This is a genomic window from Neobacillus niacini (genome assembly GCF_000759675.1).
Classification (GTDB): domain Bacteria; phylum Bacillota; class Bacilli; order Bacillales; family Cytobacillaceae; genus Neobacillus; species Neobacillus niacini_A.
This window is the reverse complement of sequence record NZ_BAWM01000098.1, coordinates 111877-130325: the sequence shown is the minus strand read 5'-3', so window position 1 is coordinate 130325 and position 18449 is coordinate 111877. Positions and strand designations below refer to the sequence as shown.

Sequence of the window (18449 nt, the reverse complement as noted above, 5' to 3'; positions counted from 1 at the left end):
TCCCAAGCACAGTTCATTCGATGACAATATGATATTTAGCAAATGCAATAAGGAGAATAGAATGCCAGAAATAAACAATGAGTCCACTATTGCATACAAATTATTTGAAAAAATGCTAAATAGAAAAATTAAACGCTTTATCAATTGTCATCGATTCGTTGTGCTAGTAGATAAGTTACTTAGATACCATCTAAAACAAGTCCGTATAAACAGATTTTTTGTGAAAAAATGGTTGGAATCCAAGGGATATTCTAATAAAGAAGAGATCGCTGAAGTGGCTAAGAAGTATATTTCAATAGAGGCAAAACTTGATGATTGTGACGACAGTTTATATAGCATCACACAAAATTGGAACTTAAAAAAACAATCACTTGCTTCGGTAAGAAGTAACTTAAATGAGTTACAGATGATTTTTAAAGTAGGGCAAGATGAAAATAGAATAAAAAAGATGATCCAAATTAAGGACGATATAAAAAAATAGATTCACTAATTAAGTAGATTTAATTCTATTAAAACGGAGGAATAGTAATGGTTGAAACGAAGGGAATAGAAAAAAATATTACAAGTTTAGAGCTTCTTTGGAATCATGCGTTCCAAAATTTGGATGATTGGGTTGAACGTGAGAAAATTCGTGAGGACAATCTTCTAAAAACTACAAAACTTTTTGCTGAAAATGTTAAACGTAATCAATCTAATTTAAAGGAACTTGTCAACCAATTCTCTAAGGAATTATTTGATTGGGAAAAAACTTCAAGAGAAGAATTATTAACAGCAACTATAAGCTTGCAGACCTTTTTTCCTATTAAATCATATGAGGAAATTAATGATAATCTTGATACCATACACAATAAATCTTCAGAGATCATCTCAAGTCCTTTTACTAATTTAGCAAAAAGTGAATATGCAGATCAATATGTTGCTGCGATTGAAAAATTTATTGAATTTAGAAGAAATAATAGAAATTGGTATATAAAAAATGTGAAAGAAACAGCATCTATTATTCAAACTAATCAAAACAAATTCCTTAAAATTATATCAAAACAAGTTAGAAATGTGTTTCTTCCTTTTAATAGATATATTGAACAATCAAACGAATTAACAAAATAACAACCAAAGACGAGGAGGCCCACTAATGACAAATCAGAAGTCATTCGATCCCTATGATCTATTTAATAAATTCAGTACTCAATGGGAAAAACAGGTAAATGATCTTATTATGACAAATACAAATAATCCTAGGTTTACTCGGTTATTACAAAAATCTACAGAGACTTCTGCAATATATAAAGAAATGTTTAAGAAAAGTCAAGATCTTTTAGGAGATCATTTGCATTTACCTACTAAAGATGATGTCACAAATGTGGCGAAATTAGCTTTACAAACGGAAGAAAAACTAGATTCACTTGAAGAACAAATCTGGAAACTACAAGACTCCATTTCCTCTACAAATAAAGAAATTGAAAGTATCGTAGGCGTCTCTAGTGACATTATAAAACTAACAAAACAATTAAAAACAGAATTAACGAAGACGAAATTAGAATTAGCTGAAACAAAAGAGCTGCGTTCTGACTTAAAAGTAATGAAAAATGAGTTAGCTGATGTAAAAGGTTTAAAAGAAGAAATTTCGATTCTTTTACAAATTATGAGTGAAAAAAATATAGATAAAAAAAATCAAGCAGTCAGTGAATTAGTATCAACACAATCTAAATGACAGACGGTAAGGAGGAAAAATTTTGTCAAGAGATACTCTTTACAATAACGTAATTCCAGCCTTAGATATAGAAAAAGAAATAAATCGTTGGAATAGAGTGTTAAATATTACGAATCAACCAAAGCTAAGTATAAATCAGACTCCTAAACAAGAGGTTTGGAAAAAAAACAAAGCGTCTTTATGGCTTTATCCCGCTGTTGAAAAGAAATATGATGTTCCAATCTTTTTAATAAACTCGTTAGTGAATCGCGCTTATTGTTTTGATTTTACACCTGGTGCTAGTGTTATTGAAATTTTGGTAAACGCTGGATATGATGTCTACTTATTAGATTGGGGATTTCCAGGATACGAAGATAAAGATATCAATTTAGAAGATTATATTGATGATTATATAAGAAAGGGTGTCCAGCGTTCACTACGACATTCGGGTGCTGCATCAATTTCTTTAGTCGGATACTGTCTTGGCGGCGTACTTGCAGCTGTTTATACTGCCATTGCAGAAGAACCTATAAGAAATCTTGCATTAGTGGTACCTCCAATTGATTGGGATGTTAATACTTTTATTCCTGACAAATGGTTGGAAGGGATAAAAAATGGAACCCTTAATTTAGACAGATTTATAGATGGTTATGGAATTATCCCTAAATTTTACCAAGAACAAATGTTTAAAGCTTTGAATACACCAATCAGCTATACTCCATATATAAACCTGTTAAATCATGCAGATGACAAACGATTCGTAGAAAAATGGTGTACCATGAATAATTATTTGACTGATACAGTTCCTTTTACAAGAGCAGCATATAAACAATTAGTAAATGATTTTATTAAAGACAATAAACTTGTTAAAGGAGAGTTTGCTGTTCATGGAAAAAAAGTCGATTTTAGGAATATAAAAGAGAATTTATTGGTACTCTCTTCAAAATACGATACTTTAGTTCATCAAGATCAAAGCAGTCCCATTATGGATTTAGTTTCAAGCGAAGATAAAACGCTTGAGGAAGTTAAAGCTGGACACCTTAATATAGCATTATCTGGCAAGCTTGGTGTTGAATTAGATAAATGGTTATGTCATCGCTCATAGATTAAATTGATGGTACAGTTCTTAATTATAAAAACATAAGAAGGAGGGGGGACAAACCTCCTCCTCCTTTATTAACTCACTTTCGGTACATTGGTGTGCTTCCTTAAAAATTGGAGCAATTTTTGATTGAATTCTGTTGCAGCTTCAAGCTTAGCAATATGTCCTGCTTTATTTAAAATAACGAATTCAGAACTTGGGATTTGTTTGTGCATATATAGGGGAATCCAAAGTGGAATTAACATATCATATCTAGCACCGATCACAAGTGTTGGAACTTGAATTTTCGATAAGGAAAAGCGGTAATCAACTTCACTAAGGGCATCTATTGCTTTAAACATGCCCTCTTTATTGGGTCTTAAACTTTTTTCTAAATCTTGGAAATTCTCCGTATTCCATGAATAAAAACAACTTCTTTCTACAATAATTTTTCTGTGTTCTGCAGACAGTATGGATGATCGTGCTTTAAATAATTTACCAACAATTTTACCTATAACATCAAAAAAATATGGGGTTGTACATGCAAAAACTAGTGATTTACATCGCTCGGGAGCTTGAAGATACAATTCTTGAGCTACAACTCCACCCATTGAAAATCCACAAATGTGTGCGCTTTCAATATTAAGGAAATCAAGTAAAGCTAATACATCACTTGCATAATTTTTAATTGAAATTCCTTCCAATGTGGAATTGCTCCCATGTCCTCTAAAATCAGGAATAATCAGATCATACTGATTCGCCAACTCAAACTGTTTGAACCATCCTTCTTTACATTCTGAGAGACCGTGAAGAAGGACTAATGGTTCCCCGCTTCCCATCCGTAAAAAAGGCATCTTGATTTGGCTAACAACTGCTTCATTCATACTTATTACCTCCTAAATTTGATATGTTTGATTTTATTGCCTATTTGCAAAAATCTTAAACACTGTTTATTCAGAGGAGTATATTTTACATAAGTATTTAAAGCCTAGATGTAATAATACATATATATGTAAAAAACATATATTACTGATATTATATAGTAAGGTAATTTGGAAGGCAAGGAATATATTACTATGGACATAGTATTAAATTATCGTTTTTTATATATTTATTGAATTTTCTTAAAATTTAAATTGACATACTTTAATCTAATCTAGATTCCAATGGGAATTCTGTCTAATTTTTGAATAATGATAAATCAGCGTCTAACCATTTATATTTGATGAACATACCTTTCAATTCCTGAACTTTTAAAAATGATTATATAAAATTATCATAAATATAAATATTTGTACTATTAAGAGTTTTAATGAACAATCTTTTCAAAAAAGAAGTGGTGACAAAAAAGCAGTAAAAGTTGATTTATGAAATTACAAAAGCGTTCAGAAAAAGTTTTTTTCAATAAGGAAAGGATGATTAGTTTGTCATTAGCTTTAGAATCTCTACGAATATTAGATTTAACAAGATTGTTACCAGGGCCATTTAGCACAATGCTTCTTGCCGATTATGGTGCAGAAGTGATTAAGATCGAAGACACTGGACCTGGCGATTATGCAAGAGCAATGAATCCAAAAATCGGAGAAGATAGTGCAATTTTTCATTCAGTAAACCGTAACAAAAAAAGTATTTGTTTAGATTTAAAAACAGAACAAGGTAAAGAAATCTTTTTGAAGCTTGTTGAAAAAGCAGATGTTGTTGTAGAATCGTTTCGTCCGGGAGTGATGGACCGCCTTGGTGTCGGCTATGAGGTGTTAAAAAAGATTAACCCTAGACTAATTTATTGCGCCATAACGGGGTACGGACAAACAGGTCCTTATTCCAACATGCCTGGACACGATATAAATTATATTAGTTATGCAGGGATACTTGAGTATATGGGTGTAAGTGGTAGTAAACCAGTGGTCCCATCTGTCCAAATCGCGGATCTTGGCAGCGGACTCATGAGTACGATAGGAATTTTAATGGCTCTTTTTGAAAGAGGCCGTTCTGGAAAAGGACAGTTTATTGATGTTTCGATGTTGGATGGAGCTCTTTCTTGGTTACAACTCTTTCTTCCAAACTATTTTGCGACAGGTAAACAACCAGAACGTGGAAACTTAAATTTAACTGGAAGAAAAGCTTATTACACCGTATACGAAACAAATGATGGTCTTTATTTATCAGTTGGAGCAGGGGAACCTAAATTCTGGATGGAATTTTGCAAAATCATAGAAAGAGAAGACCTAATTAAAAAAATGTATGTACCAATGGAAGAGCAAGACCACGTGAGAGAAGAAGTCCAATCCGTTATCATACAAAAATCAAGGCAGGAATGGATGGAAAAATTTGATGGAGTAGAGGCTTGCGTAGCCCCAGTAAATAGTCTTGGAGATTTAGAGAAAGATCCTCAGTTTATTGATAGAAAAATGTTTCAAACAGTTATTGACACAGAACTTGGTGAGGTTAAACTAATTTCTCCGCCGATCAAGTTATCAGAAACACCAGGGGTAATTCGTAACTTAGCACCGAAGTCGGGGGAAAATACAATTGAAATACTGTCAGGAATTGGTTATTCTGACCAACAGATCGAGGCTTTAACAAGTCAGGGTATCATAAAAAATAGAGTTGGTAAATCTACTTCTAAAACAATGTAAACTTGATTAAAATCTAAATCAAATAAGTATCACTCTATGAACTAAACATCATTGAATATAAGAAATAATTAAACCAAAAGGGATTCACTTTTATAGTGAATCCCTTCTTTTGTTAAGTTGATGCATCCTAAATTCTGCAGACGCCTGAGAAATTCCTTTTTACTTTGTAAAAACCAAAATTTATATTTTTCATTTTTTTATGGATTTTCCCTTTGTATGTAAAGCTCTTAAAATTTACTTAACGTACCTTTTAGTTCCTGAACTTTTAAAAATGAAAATATAAAATTATCATAATTGTTAAGATTCTTATTATTTAGAATTTTTTCAGTTATCAAATCGAAACGTTTGAGGGGAGAAAAATAATTAAGATCCATCTAATCTCGGAAAGCGTTTACAATGTCCGACTCAAATTGAATGTGTCAGTCATTAGCTCTAGTCATTTAACTTATTTGTTGAGGGGAGTTTAATATCATGAAAAAACCATGGTATGCCTTTTATCCAAAAACCATACCGTTCGAAGTAGAAATACCATCTTGTTCCATATACCATTTTCTAGAACGTGCTACTCAAGATTTTCCTAATCATAAAGCCATCATCGATGGTGACGTAGAGCTCACCTATACCGAACTTAAACAAGCAGTTGACCGCTTTGCTGCTGCATTACATCGACGTGGATTTAAGAAGGGTGATCGATTGGGTATTATGCTGTACAACTGCAAAGAATACATAATCGCTTATTTCGGTGTTCAACGATTGGGAGGTATTGTCGTTCAGTTGAATCCAATGTATCAGCAGCACGAATTGAATTTTATGCTGGGTGATTCAGAACCATCGTGGTTGGTTTGTGAGAGTAATCAGATTGAGAAATTGGACCGTATTAGTTATAGAAAGAAGCTTTCAATCGTTACAATTGATAAGGATAATAATCGTAATCCATATTTATACAATTGGATAGATGAAGAGAACGATGATATTCCCTCGCTGCAAATCAATAGTAGAGAAGATGTTGCTGTTCTCCAGTATACTGGGGGAACAACTGGCACTCCAAAAGGAGTTATGAGTACCCATTATAATACTGCAGCCAGCGTGTACCATACGTATCTCACAGACGCCGGGGCTCTTCAACGCCCAGGGGAACGCTTTTTTGGTATATTCCCGATGTTTCATGGTGCTGGTTTGATGGTAATGTTGTCCTGTATCTTCTATGCAGGAGCCTATATTCCAATAAAGCACTTCCGTCCTGACGATGCCCTCTACATGATCAGAAAATATCGTCCATCTCAAATTTCTGTGCCACCAACTGTCTTTGTTGCATTGTTAAATCATCATGATTTTAAGGAGGATGACTTAAGCTCTTTGAAAGTATGCAGAACGGGATCTGCTCCTATTCCTCTAGAAGTGCTGCAAGCTTTTGAACAAAAATCTGGTGTGCGAATTTCTGAAACATATGGATTGACGGAATCCAACGCTATTTGCATTCGAACATTTAGTAAAGATGTTATCAAAACAAGGAGTACAGGCATACCTGTTCCAAACACGGAGGTTAAAATCGTTGATCTCGAAACAGGTATGAAGGAACTGCCAATTGGCGAACCCGGTGAGATACTCTTAAAGAGTCCACAAATTATGAAGGGTTACTGGAAAAAACCAGAAGAGACAGCACGTAGCCTACGGAATGGGTGGCTGTATACAGGTGATTTGGGCACGCTGGATGGAGATGGGTTTTTGTACGTTGTCGGTAGGAAAAAAGAAATGATTATTGCTGGAGGTTACAATATCTATCCTAATGAGGTTGACGAAGTACTTTATCAACATCCAGCGGTAGCAGAAGCGTGTACATTTGGTATTCCAGATGCCTATCGTGGAGAAACAGTCAAAGCAGCCATTGTTTTAAAGGCAGAGCATTCAACTACGGAAGAAGAAATCATTGAATGGTGCAGAGAGCGGATGGCCAAATACAAAGTACCCAGAAAAATAGAATTCAGGGATCAATTACCAAAATCAGGCGTTGGAAAAATTTTGCGTCGTGAATTGGTTGAGGAAAATCTTGAACAAATGAATAGAAAATAATCAAAATTATTGGCTTATTATTTGGGTGGCGTTATGGGCACCTGTTTATTTAACAAAAGTCGTAAAGTTAGCTCCAATGAAGATGGCCTATACCATCTCAGGTACTTAGTACAAGCTGCCGGAGCAAACCTTGCACTTGGTTTCAATTATTCCATATACGTCATGGTTGGGTTATTTCTTCTAATAGCTATTCTCAACTTATTGATTGTTAGACCTGATAACAATAAAGAAACGACTGTCTCTGAAGAGATGACTGCGTAATAAAAGAATAGATCTATTTATTTCCAACTGATAAAAGCTGGTGAGAGTTCTTGGAAGAGCCGATGACTGCCTTTGAATTGAGTAGACGTTTTCCTAAAAGCTATAAGTCACGACTGGGGTTTTCATTGTTTGAAACAATTGGACAACTCGATTATTTATTAGCTCTTAATTTAATAATAGAAGAGCGAAATAATGGTGGGCTTATATATTCAGTTAATAGATTAAGGTGAATAAATATTGTTCCTTTGGCACTGAAAAATTGGGAGCATATCATCGCCGAGGATAACGGATATTTAAACTAAAGAGGGGTTCCCTACATAGGGTACATCCCTTCTTTTGTTTAGAAGATATATATAAAGTTTGTGGTAGCTTTTTTAATTAAAGTTACCGGTGCATTTATGAGCATTTTTTTGTTGGCAATATTAAATCATTAATATTTACTTAACGTACCTTTAAATTTCTAACCTTTTATAAATCATATTATAAAATTATCATAATTATAAAGATTCGTATAATTGAGAATCTTATTAAATTATCTTTATATAAAAAAAGAGGAGGGGAGATTGTATGGGTAAAAAAGCAAAAATAATCGGAGTAAATATGATCCCTTTTAAAAAGCCTGGTCTGCAAGAACCGTATCCAGTGATGGCAGCTAAAGCAGTAAAGGGAGCATTAGAAGATGCAGGAATAGATTATTCCGAAATTCAGCAGGCGTATGCAAGTTACATCTACGGTGACAGTACTTGTGGTCAAAAAGCATTATATATGGTGGGAATGACAGGGATCCCAATTATAAATGTTAATAACAACTGTTCATCTGGTTCAACAGCGCTGTACTTGGCTAGACAAGCGGTTGAGTCTGGTGCAGTCGAGTGTGCACTCGCGGTTGGATTTGAAGAAATGCAGCCAGGGGCATTAAAATCTCACTGGGATGACCGGATTTCACCGGTTGAATGGCTTCAAGAACGATTAGTGGAGTTGTGGCCTGAGGTGCCTCAAACACCTAGAGCGATCAGGCTTTTTGGATCTGCTGCTGAGGAATATATTGAGAAATACGGGGCAAATCCAGACATTTTTGCAAGAGTAGCCGTGAAAACAAGGAGTCATGCAGTTCAAAATCCATTTTCACTTTTCAGTAAACCGTTAACACTCGAAGAAGTTATGAGTGCTCCTAAGTTAATGCCAAATATGACACGCCTCATGGCCTGCCCGCCAACTTGTGGAGCTGCTGCTGCGATTGTATGTAGTGAGGAATTCGCCAAGAAGCATGGTATTTCCCAAGCTGTTGAAATTGTAGCTCAAGCATTAACAACCGATTTAAGCATTACTAACGATAATATTATGAATTTAGTAGGAGCAGACATGACCCGACGTGCTGCCAAACAAGTTTATGAAGCTGCAGGTATTGGTCCTGATGAAATAGATGTATTAGAACTGCATGATTGCTTCACACCAAGTGAGGTCGTTACATATGAAGGACTTGGTTTATGTGAAGAAGGTGGAGCTGAAAAATTTATTCATGACGGAGATAACACCTACGGTGGAAAAGTCGTGGTTGGTCCTTCCGGTGGTTTGATGTCAAAAGGGCATCCAATCGGGGCAACGGGTCTGGCTCAGTGTACCGAGCTTGTTTGGCAGCTTCGTGGTCAAGCACAGAAACGGCAAGTGGAAAATGCGAGAATCGCGCTACAACACAACCTGGGTCTTGGTGGAGCTTGCGTCGTAACGATGTATCGTATGGGATAATAGCATCCACATTTATTAGATTTATGTGAGATGAAAAAATAAATAATTGAGAATAGAGAGGAAGAAATATAATGGGGAAATTATTGGAGAATCAAGTAGCAATTGTTACAGGAGCAGGATCTGGAATCGGTAAAGCAACTGCACTGATGTTTGCTGAACATGGTGCGCGTGTGGTAGTAGCAGATCTAGATGAAAAACTTGCTTCTGAGGTAGTAGAGGAAATCAAAGGAATCGGAAGCGATGCCATCTCAATCTGTGGAAATCTTAGAAATCCTGAATTGCCGAAGCAAGTGGTAGAGGCGGCCATTTCTACCTTTGGTCGATTGGATATTATCGTGAATAACGCAGGCTATTGCCTTGACGGTTTACTTCATAAGATGTCAGATGAACAGTTCCAGGAAATTTTAGACATCCACTTGCTCGCTCCATTCCGTTTAGTTCGTGCGGCATCTCCATATATGCGCGACGTGGCGAAAAAAGAGATTGAGCAAGGCATCGTTCATCATCGAAAAATTATCAACGTTTCCTCTGGTTCAGGTGTAAGAGGGAATATGGGACAGGCCAACTATTCCTCAGCTAAGGCGGGAGTTATCGGATTTACTAAAGTGGTTGCGAAGGAATGGGGACAATTTAACATCAACAGTAATGCAGTAGCTTTTGGATTTATTGATACGCGTTTAACACGACCTAAAGAAGAAGGAACGGTAATCAATGGAGAAGTAGTAGGTATACCTGAAAAAGTACGTAACATGTTAATTAACGGTATTCCACAAAAACGTGTTGGTAGTGCCGAGGAAGCAGCGGCAAGTATTTTATTCCTAGCTTCCCCATTGTCCAACTATGTAAATGGACAAGTGCTAGGTGTAAACGGTGGTTCATTAACCTAGTAATCTCTTGTAAAACTAGAGTTATTTGGTAACTAAGACCGCGTGTCCTTAAACAAGATATTAATTATTCAAAAGAGGTGACTGAACGTGTCAAACGTGAAAGATCTAATTGGCCTTGAATTTGAACCATACAGCATGGCTGTGGAAAAAGGAAAAATCAAAGAACTAGCACTCGCCCTTGGTGATGATAACCCAATTTACTTTGATTTGGAAGCAGCAAAAAAAGAAGGGTATGAAGGTATTCCAATGCCACCTACTTTTTTACAAGTGATTGACCTGTGGGGCGGAATGGGCTCAGTAGAAAAAGTAGAAAAGCTAGGATTAAACTTAGTTAGAGTGTTACATGGTCAGCAAGCCTATGAATATCTGGGAGATATTGTGGCTGGAGATGTCCTGTCCGTAACCAGCAAAGTGGTAGAGGCTGAAACGAAGACAGCAAGTTCCGGTGCCATGGATATCATCGTAACGGAAAATCAATATCGTAATCAACGAGACGAATTGGTTGCGCTTACGAGAAACACATTATTGCACCGACATTAATTTCGTATAAATGAAAGGAGAAATGTAGCATGTTTTATGAGGATGTAGAGGAAGGCTTTGAGTTCCCAGTATTGAAAAAGGAACCTATCACCCGCGTTCAACTTGTAAGGTTTGCAGGTGCTTCTGGTGATTTTCATCCCCTTCATCTGGTGGAAGAGGTCGCTGAGAAAGCAGGTATGAAAATTCTCGCTCATGGAATGTTGATTATGGGGATGTTATCCCAAGGAGTTACCTCATGGGTTTCTAGAAAAAATATTAAGAAATTACAAGTACGTTTTAGTAAAATGACTTTCCCTGGCGAAGAAATCCAAATCGTGGGTAAAGTGTTAGAGAAAAAGGCTGACAATATTGTGGTAGCAGAAGTACTAGCGAAGAACAGCGAAGGCGAAGTAAAAGTAGCTGGAATTTTTGAAGCAACTTTGCCATCTAGGAATTAGTAAATCATCTACTTTTCTAAACTGACCGTATTGAGTAATGTGAAATTAGGTACAGCTATGACCTTTCACGGTACTCAATTACGGTCTTTATTCATTACTGATTAAATGGGATTCATTTAAACCAGCCATTCATTTTATAGTTTTATATTTTTCCTAATGTATCCCTCAATGTTCCACATAGATTATTTTTTCATCCGAAGTTTAACTTCTTACAACTGGTTTTTCAAAATAAGTAATAAACAGGAGGGATAAACATGGAAAAGTACGAACACTTAAACGCTGTCGGTGAAATTACCGAAATGCTTTATTATGCTTTGCATGATGAGGAAGAAGAATAGTCCAAAAATTATAATTCTCGATTCCATTTATAGTTATATATGTTTTCCTAAAGTATCTCTCAATGTCCAGGCTTTTATAAAGTCTACTAGATTCTATAACCGTTTGGATATTTTTCCTTCTATATTATTGAGGGTTTAATCGTTGGTCATACCAAATTGAATTAAGAAATCAATGTGTATATAAGCTCATTTAATATAAAGCTGCTCAGGATAATGTTTTCCTGTGTATTTCATGGTCGATCAAAATAGATTAAGGAGAACTAAAGAATAAAGTGAGGGAATACCATGTTTGTGAATAATTGGATGAATAGGGCAGAACTTTGTAATAGTTTCGATGTTTCATTGGGATTTGATATGATTCAATTGGATGGTGGGGAGATAATCCTGCAGCTGCCTGTTTCTTCATCCAAATTGAATCCCAATGGAACACTGCATGGTGGGGTTTACGCTTCACTTCTGGATATAGTAATAGGTGTGAATCTTCGTAAACACGCAGGTCATCCTTTGGTAACAGTTAATTTAAATATTAGTTATTTCGCACCTGCAGTTGAAGGTGAAAAAATAATTGCAACTGCCAAAATACTTCATCAAGGTTATAAAGTTGTTTCAGCTGAAGGAGAAATTAGGAATTACGAGGGGAAACTCTTGGCTAAGGGAATTGGTACCTTTAAAATCTTAAGAAGCTAATACTTGGTGGGAAAGATAGGTTAAGGATTGACTAAAACATAAAACGAAATTTATCAATCAATGAAAATTGCAAAGCGGATATATATAAAGTATTAAGAACAATTATAAAAAGAAGGGGTTCATTTCGAATTGAATCCCTTTTTTTTTTTACTATTTTTGAGGCGGCAGTATTCAGTAAAAATTTCATTAATTTTATCCAAATCATGAACTTAATTTAGAATGATTTTCAATTTTTCGAGACTTTTCCATCCTGCTAGGACATTAATATTTACTTAACGTACCTTTCGATTTCTATCCTTTTAAAAGAGAAAATATAAAATTATCATAAATTTAAAGATTCTAACTATACTGAATCTTGGTGGATTTTTGAAATAAAATAATCTATTTATAGAAGGACAAATATTTACTAGGTCTTGATTTGTAAACATATTTTGGAGGGATACATTTTGTCAAAATCAACTACATCAACTAAAGAAGTAAACTATGATTTATTTAAGAGAAACAGATCTTATCTTACTGATGAACATGAGATGTTTAGAACATCTCTGCAAAAATTCCTCGAAAAAGAAGCAGTCCCTAACATTGAGAAATGGGAAGAAGAAAAATATACCCCACGAGAATTCTATGAAAAATTAGGAGAACAAGGTTTTCTTTGCCCGCAAATCGAAACGAAATATGGCGGGCTTGAACTGGATTTTGGATTCAATTTGGTGTTAGCGGAAGAGTTATTCCGCGTTGGAGTAGGTACTTTAGCAAGCACGAGCAGTTCTATCATTGTCCCTTATCTAGAAAGATTTGGTAACGAAGAACAAAAGAGCAAGTATTTGCCAAAATGTGTGAGTGGAGAAATTACAACGGCCGTGGCTATGACGGAACCTGGAATAGGCTCTGATCTCGCGAATATGAGTACCTCAACTGTACGCGATGGGGACCACTATATCCTTAATGGGGAGAAAACCTTTATCTCCAATGGAATCAATGCAGGGCTGTTCTTCGTTGCAGTTAAAACAGATCCAAAAGCGATTCCAGCTCGAAAAGGAATTAGTATTATCATGGTTGAGCCTAATACAGCTGGATTTTCATGTGGAAAAAAATTGAAAAAACTAGGACAGCATTCTACAGATACTGTTGAATTAGTTTTTGATGATGCGCGAGTTCCAGTTGCTAATTTACTAGGTGAAGAAGGTCAAGGCTTTTACTATCTGATGGATCGGCTGCAACAGGAGCGCCTCTTAATCGCAAACAGTGCATTAGTTGTTGCTGAAGAAATGCTAAAGTCTACTATTGGCTATGTAAAAGAAAGACAAGCTTTTGGAAGACCGATTAGTTCATTTCAAAATACTCAATTTGAAATTGCTGAAATGGCAACCGAATTGACAATGGCGCAAACCTTCCTTGATGATTTAGCAAGTAAACATTTGAATGGCGAAAATATCGTAACACAGATTTCTATGGCTAAATGGTTCATAACTGATATGGCAAGACGGATGTCTGCACGTTGCTTACAGCTTTATGGCGGGTACGGTTTTATGGAAGAATATCCGATTGCTCGTCGTTACCGAGACGTTGCAGTCATGCCAATTTATGGTGGAACATCGGAAATAATGAAAAATATTATCGCTAAAAACATTGGTTTGTAAATAAGTTACTTTCATATATTCGTAGAAAACATAAAAGTTCGTTTCAACTATTATTGAAGCGAAATTGACCGCTATTTAAAAAAACGGTTCAAGCCAAACTGACCGTTTTGAGTAACGTGAAATTCGGAAAAAAAAACCGTAGCACGGTGCTTAAAGTGGTCTTTTTATCTAATCATTAATTCAGATTAGTAGAGTATTACAAAAAAGGATATATACATGCATTTTATCTTTAATCTAATTAACAGTAAGGGATGAGAGGAAATGAAATTCGAAACGAAAATTGGGATGTCTAAACCAGAGGCGATTTATGTTCATGGCTATAATTTGACGGAAGATTTAATAGGTAAAATAACACTAGCAGATATGGCGTTATTAGGTGCTCTTCATCGTCGTCCTACAGATGAAGAGTCAAAAATGCTCAATGCCTGTATGGTAGCTATTTGTGAACACGGCTTTACGCCAAGCTCGGTTGCCGCCCGTTTGACTTATTTAGGGGCACCTGAGGCAGTACAAGCAGCCGTAGCTGCTGGTTTATTAGGAGCAGGTTCCGTTTATCTTGGGGCGATGGAAAATACGGCACAAATGCTTCAAGAAGGCTGGGAAACATATGGTCATAACCACGACGTTGCCTTCGTCGCTACGAGTATTTTAGAAGAACGAAAAGCAAAGAAATTACAAGTGATTGGATTTGGACATCCAATCCATAAGCCAGTTGATCCGCGTACACCTAAGTTATTTGCTTTAGCCGAAGAATTAGGATTTAGTGGGAAACATACCACTTTAATGAAAGAAATTCACCGTCAAATGAATGAACAAAAAGGTAGACAAATTACTTTGAATGCTGCTGGGGCAATCGGGGCAATTCTCTCGGATATGAATTTGCATTTCAGTATTGTAAGAGCATTTGCTGTCGCAGCACGTGCAGTTGGCTTAATTGGCCATATTGCTGAAGAAATGGAAGCGGGACGAAAAGACAGTATGGGTCAGAAGCTTTTTGATCATATCGAAGAAAATACGGTATATACAAATGATTGTTTAGTGAAATAAATGTTGAGGGAATTTTCTGCTTTTACTCTGATTTTTAAAATTTCGTAAGGTGAGGTGATAGGTATGCAATTAGAGGATTATGTAAAAGCAAACCATCCAAATGTTATGGAAGAGCATAAACGTTTTGTGCGAGGATTTGTTCCTTCAATTGGTTCTGAATTAATTTATTTAGTAGATGATGCTAACGGTAGTTCCGGACAGTCTTTGGAGGTAATTGGGTACAGTGCTTTAGGATGTGGTATGGATGTATTTATCGATTTGAAAAATCAATCTAACGGTACATGCAGTATTTGTTCTTTTAAAAACTGGCATGAAAAGGTCAAACTTATAAAGGGGGAATACCTTCCAATTGGTCAGGTGAAATTTAATGATTCATAATGATAGGAATCATGACAGTTTGATAGTTAAGTTAGAGTGTTAATAAGGAACTTTATATTACAAATGTATTTTTACTGGGTATTTAATTTTTGCAATCTAAAGGTTATTAAAAAATCTTTCGATAGGGGAATAGATCATGAAAGCTGCAAAATTTTATAGTGCATTAAATATTCAAATTGAAGAAGTACAACATTCGAAGATAGACGATGGATTAGTAAAAATCGCGGTAGAATGGGCTGGTATTTGTGGAAGTGATATGCATGAATACTTAGCAGGCCCTTTTTTTGCTAAACCAAATGTAACTTTAGGTCATGAATTTTCTGGTACTGTTGTTGAACTAGGAGCAGGTGTTACAACAGTTTCAGTTGGTGATCGAGTGGTAGTGGAACCTTTTTATAGCTGTGGGGATTGTGATGCTTGTACAGAAGGATTATACAATTTGTGTAAAAAAGTAGAGTGTTATGGGTTTTCTGATGATGGTGGGTTTGCTGAATTTGTGACGGTGCGAGAATCTAGGATTTTTAAAATTCCAGATGAACTAAGCTTTGAGGTGGCAGCATTAGTCGAGCCTACAGCAGTAGCACTTCATGCTGTTCGGAAAAGTCAATTAAAAAGCGGTAACAGTTGTGCAATATTTGGAGCTGGACCAATAGGACTATTATTAGTACAGGTTGCAAAAGCCTTAGGCGCAAAAGAAATCATAGTGGTGGAATTGTCAGAAGAACGTCGTAAAAAAGCACTTGAAATTGGAGCAACACACGTCATTAATCCTGATAATGAAAAACCTGTTAAAGCGATCAATAGGATTATACAAGGGGGAGTCCATGTTGCATTTGAAGCTGCTGGTGCAGAAACCTCTTTTATAGCTGCCCTAGCAAGTTTAAGACATACAGGAGAACTTATGATCGTTTCGCTATGGGAGAAAAATGTTTCATTCTCTCCTAATATGCTAGTGATTGGAGAAAAGAAGATTAATTCATCATTAGGATATCGCCATAATTTCCAAGAAGTGATAAATTTATTAATTAGTGGAAAAATTGATGGGACTAAATTAATTACAAATAAAATTTATATAAATGATATTGTAAAAAAAGGATTTGAGAAACTGAAAAACGATAAAACACAATGTAAGATCTTAGTAACCCCAAAAGAAAATAATCTTTAAGACTTAATATAGAGGGATATGTTTTTATATAAAGGATTTTTTTATTTTATTAAAATAGTATTTAGAATTGATTAACTATTAAATATGCCAATATCTTAGGAGGAGCTTATGATTATTCAAGAGCTTAGAAAATCGCCTTACTTTGGGGCAGAAGTTGAAACTGCACAATTGCCAAACGGAGCTATAGTTAACAAAGAATTAGCGTTTTCTGGTTCTAAAGGACCACAAATCATTCCAATTACGGATCGAATTACGCTATTACAGGGGTTTTCTGTAGAAAATACTGTGATTATTGAAGGCGATGAAGGCGTCATTATATGGGATACAGGTTCCTATACTGCAATTGGCAAGCGGAAATATGAAGCACTTCGACAATTAACGGATAAACCTATTAAAGCCATTATTTACTCCCATAACCACTATGCCATGGGAACGACAGCATTTGTTGGTGATGGAGCGGGGATTGAAATTATTTCTCATCCTGATCTTCATAAAAACATTACAAATGGAATGTTAGAACTTGGTCCTTCCTTACTAAGAAATGGTGGACAGCATTTTGGTTTTTATTTACCTCGTACTGGTCCGGACGCAGGGTTAGCAGCTGTAGAAAACGTTGCGGATGTAGATAAGTCATCGGGTTATTTAAAACCTACCTATGGTGTAAAAGATGGCGAAGAGTTGTTAATAGATGGTGTGCGTATCCAGTTTTTTCATACTCCATCAGACACGACTGATTCCTTAACGATATGGTTACCGGATCATGATTTAGTTATTACGAATAGTATTTGGCATCTCTATCCGAATCTTTATACGTTACGTGGTCAGCCATATCGGAATCCAGTTGAATGGATTAACGGTATAGATATCATTCGAAGTAAAAATCCTCAATACTTGATTCCTTCGCATGGGTTAGCAATGATGACAAGAGAGGAAAGTTATGAGCTTGCGACGAATTATAGAGATGGAATTGCCTTTGCCTACAGCCAGACGATTCGTGGAATTAATAAAGGACTAAAACCGGATGATATTGCTGATAGTATTGTGCTTCCTGAGCATTTGGCGAATTTTCCGCAATTAAAAGAAGCCTATGGTGAATTTAAACACCATATCAAAGGAATTTATAGTGGATTAATAGGATGGTTTAGCTTAGATGCTGCAGATATAAATCCTGTTCCAATTTCTTTTAGATCGAAAAGAATCATAGAAGGGTTTGGAGGTCCTGATCATTTAATTGATGCCTCAAATAAAGCTTTGGAAAATAAAGAATACGCTTGGGCAGCCGAGCTGATTACCCATCTATTAAACGTTGATCCAACAAATCCTAATGCAAAGCAAATTAAAGCGAATGCACTTCGTCAAATGGGATACGTAACCCCAGCAGTATCATCAAGAGCATTTTATCTAACACAAGCATTGGTATTGGAAGGAAAAATAAATCTAGAATATATTCCACCAGGTTTTCCAGGAACTCTAGATGAAAATGACATGAAAAAACATGTAGATAAATCTATTAAACTATTAGAATTCAAGATCAATCCAAACAAGTCGAAAAACATCGATCAAATCCTTTCTATTTCATTGAACAATTTGAATCAAGAATTCGGGTTGCATATTAGAAAAGGTGTAGCTGAATTTATCAATCATAGGCCATTAAATGCGGATTTACGAATTGAACTAACTAGCGAAATCTTGTCGGATATTATTTTTGGGAAAATTTCAATTGAAGCTGCCTTTGAAAGCGGCAAGGTAAAAACAAATGAAGACGTAAAAGAAATTGCTGCCTTTTTTAGCGTATTTGAATGATTTGAGCCGGAACTGAGTTAAATATTTTTCATGGAGGCTTTTA

At 35.7% G+C, this 18449-nt stretch carries 18 protein-coding genes; 17 read left to right on the top strand and 1 reads right to left on the bottom strand.

The window, feature by feature from the left end:
* The first annotated feature begins 61 nt into the window (after nucleotides 1-61).
* The 4 genes from TR08_RS22605 to TR08_RS22590 are packed head-to-tail and all read left to right on the top strand — an operon-like array spanning nucleotide 62 to nucleotide 2795.
* Nucleotides 62-481 carry a hypothetical protein gene (locus tag TR08_RS22605; RefSeq protein ID WP_045522047.1) on the top strand — a complete coding sequence of 140 codons (420 nt, stop codon included), beginning with the start codon at nucleotides 62-64 and terminating at the stop codon, nucleotides 479-481.
* 47 nt (nucleotides 482-528) lie between these two features.
* Complete coding sequence (locus TR08_RS22600; protein WP_045522045.1) at nucleotides 529-1107, top strand: hypothetical protein; 579 nt, start codon at nucleotides 529-531, stop codon at nucleotides 1105-1107.
* Nucleotides 1108-1132: 25 nt separating this feature from the next.
* The gene (locus TR08_RS22595) at nucleotides 1133-1711 is read left to right on the top strand and encodes a hypothetical protein (protein ID WP_045522043.1); all 579 of its coding nucleotides are present in this window, start codon (nucleotides 1133-1135) and stop codon (nucleotides 1709-1711) included.
* 22 nt (nucleotides 1712-1733) lie between these two features.
* Nucleotides 1734-2795, top strand: a complete 1062-nt coding sequence (locus tag TR08_RS22590) for an alpha/beta fold hydrolase (protein ID WP_052427590.1) — start codon at nucleotides 1734-1736, stop codon at nucleotides 2793-2795.
* Between the two features lie 71 nt (nucleotides 2796-2866).
* Here TR08_RS22590 and TR08_RS22585 read toward each other — a convergent pair whose 3' ends face one another.
* On the bottom strand, nucleotides 2867-3655 hold the full coding sequence (locus tag TR08_RS22585; protein WP_045522041.1) for an alpha/beta fold hydrolase: 789 nt from the start codon (nucleotides 3653-3655) through the stop codon (nucleotides 2867-2869).
* Between the two features lie 540 nt (nucleotides 3656-4195).
* Between TR08_RS22585 and TR08_RS22580 the strand changes: the two genes are divergently transcribed.
* From TR08_RS22580 to TR08_RS22520, 13 genes are all read left to right on the top strand, one after another.
* Nucleotides 4196-5407, top strand: a complete 1212-nt coding sequence (locus TR08_RS22580) for a CaiB/BaiF CoA transferase family protein (RefSeq protein ID WP_045522339.1) — start codon at nucleotides 4196-4198, stop codon at nucleotides 5405-5407.
* 471 nt (nucleotides 5408-5878) lie between these two features.
* Nucleotides 5879-7477 carry a long-chain-fatty-acid--CoA ligase gene (locus TR08_RS22575; RefSeq protein WP_045522039.1) on the top strand — a complete coding sequence of 533 codons (1599 nt, stop codon included), beginning with the start codon at nucleotides 5879-5881 and terminating at the stop codon, nucleotides 7475-7477.
* 33 nt (nucleotides 7478-7510) lie between these two features.
* Nucleotides 7511-7738: a hypothetical protein gene (locus tag TR08_RS22570; protein ID WP_045522037.1), complete on the top strand. Its 228-nt coding sequence runs from the start codon at nucleotides 7511-7513 to the stop codon at nucleotides 7736-7738.
* A 567-nt stretch (nucleotides 7739-8305) separates the two neighbouring features.
* Nucleotides 8306-9484, top strand: a complete 1179-nt coding sequence (locus TR08_RS22565; RefSeq protein ID WP_045522035.1) for a lipid-transfer protein — start codon at nucleotides 8306-8308, stop codon at nucleotides 9482-9484.
* Nucleotides 9485-9555: 71 nt separating this feature from the next.
* Nucleotides 9556-10371, top strand: a complete 816-nt coding sequence (locus TR08_RS22560; protein WP_045522033.1) for an SDR family NAD(P)-dependent oxidoreductase — start codon at nucleotides 9556-9558, stop codon at nucleotides 10369-10371.
* A gap of 87 nt (nucleotides 10372-10458) precedes the next feature.
* Nucleotides 10459-10911, top strand: coding sequence for a MaoC family dehydratase N-terminal domain-containing protein (locus tag TR08_RS22555; protein WP_052427589.1), 453 nt, complete (start codon nucleotides 10459-10461; stop codon nucleotides 10909-10911).
* Between the two features lie 29 nt (nucleotides 10912-10940).
* Nucleotides 10941-11348 carry a MaoC/PaaZ C-terminal domain-containing protein gene (locus tag TR08_RS22550; RefSeq protein WP_045522030.1) on the top strand — a complete coding sequence of 136 codons (408 nt, stop codon included), beginning with the start codon at nucleotides 10941-10943 and terminating at the stop codon, nucleotides 11346-11348.
* Nucleotides 11349-11971: 623 nt separating this feature from the next.
* Nucleotides 11972-12373: a PaaI family thioesterase gene (locus TR08_RS22545; protein WP_052427588.1), complete on the top strand. Its 402-nt coding sequence runs from the start codon at nucleotides 11972-11974 to the stop codon at nucleotides 12371-12373.
* 443 nt (nucleotides 12374-12816) lie between these two features.
* Nucleotides 12817-14013, top strand: coding sequence for an acyl-CoA dehydrogenase family protein (locus TR08_RS22540; RefSeq protein WP_193747832.1), 1197 nt, complete (start codon nucleotides 12817-12819; stop codon nucleotides 14011-14013).
* Between the two features lie 261 nt (nucleotides 14014-14274).
* Entirely contained in the window at nucleotides 14275-15060 is a 786-nt protein-coding gene (locus tag TR08_RS22535) for a citryl-CoA lyase (protein WP_045522028.1), read from the top strand.
* A 63-nt stretch (nucleotides 15061-15123) separates the two neighbouring features.
* Entirely contained in the window at nucleotides 15124-15438 is a 315-nt protein-coding gene (locus tag TR08_RS22530) for a hypothetical protein (protein WP_045522026.1), read from the top strand.
* A gap of 136 nt (nucleotides 15439-15574) precedes the next feature.
* Nucleotides 15575-16603 (top strand): 2,3-butanediol dehydrogenase, encoded by a 1029-nt coding sequence (locus tag TR08_RS22525; protein ID WP_045522024.1) that lies wholly within the window; start codon nucleotides 15575-15577, stop codon nucleotides 16601-16603.
* Nucleotides 16604-16711: 108 nt separating this feature from the next.
* Complete coding sequence (locus tag TR08_RS22520; RefSeq protein WP_045522022.1) at nucleotides 16712-18406, top strand: alkyl sulfatase dimerization domain-containing protein; 1695 nt, start codon at nucleotides 16712-16714, stop codon at nucleotides 18404-18406.
* Nucleotides 18407-18449: the final 43 nt, after the last annotated feature.

What these genes read in the sequence shown, in the direction of transcription:
- TR08_RS22560 (WP_045522033.1), top strand. Translation starts at nt 9,556, where the DNA reads ATGGGGAAATTATTGGAGAATCAAGTAGCAATTGTTACAGGAGCAGGA.
- TR08_RS22530 (WP_045522026.1), top strand. Translation starts at nt 15,124, where the DNA reads ATGCAATTAGAGGATTATGTAAAAGCAAACCATCCAAATGTTATGGAA.
- TR08_RS22525 (WP_045522024.1), top strand. Translation starts at nt 15,575, where the DNA reads ATGAAAGCTGCAAAATTTTATAGTGCATTAAATATTCAAATTGAAGAA.
- TR08_RS22565 (WP_045522035.1), top strand. Translation starts at nt 8,306, where the DNA reads ATGGGTAAAAAAGCAAAAATAATCGGAGTAAATATGATCCCTTTTAAA.
- TR08_RS22545 (WP_052427588.1), top strand. Translation starts at nt 11,972, where the DNA reads ATGTTTGTGAATAATTGGATGAATAGGGCAGAACTTTGTAATAGTTTC.
- TR08_RS22520 (WP_045522022.1), top strand. Translation starts at nt 16,712, where the DNA reads ATGATTATTCAAGAGCTTAGAAAATCGCCTTACTTTGGGGCAGAAGTT.
- TR08_RS22605 (WP_045522047.1), top strand. Translation starts at nt 62, where the DNA reads ATGCCAGAAATAAACAATGAGTCCACTATTGCATACAAATTATTTGAA.
- TR08_RS22535 (WP_045522028.1), top strand. Translation starts at nt 14,275, where the DNA reads ATGAAATTCGAAACGAAAATTGGGATGTCTAAACCAGAGGCGATTTAT.
- TR08_RS22600 (WP_045522045.1), top strand. Translation starts at nt 529, where the DNA reads ATGGTTGAAACGAAGGGAATAGAAAAAAATATTACAAGTTTAGAGCTT.
- TR08_RS22550 (WP_045522030.1), top strand. Translation starts at nt 10,941, where the DNA reads ATGTTTTATGAGGATGTAGAGGAAGGCTTTGAGTTCCCAGTATTGAAA.
- TR08_RS22595 (WP_045522043.1), top strand. Translation starts at nt 1,133, where the DNA reads ATGACAAATCAGAAGTCATTCGATCCCTATGATCTATTTAATAAATTC.
- TR08_RS22575 (WP_045522039.1), top strand. Translation starts at nt 5,879, where the DNA reads ATGAAAAAACCATGGTATGCCTTTTATCCAAAAACCATACCGTTCGAA.
- TR08_RS22585 (WP_045522041.1), bottom strand. Translation starts at nt 3,655, where the DNA reads ATGAATGAAGCAGTTGTTAGCCAAATCAAGATGCCTTTTTTACGGATG.
- TR08_RS22570 (WP_045522037.1), top strand. Translation starts at nt 7,511, where the DNA reads ATGGGCACCTGTTTATTTAACAAAAGTCGTAAAGTTAGCTCCAATGAA.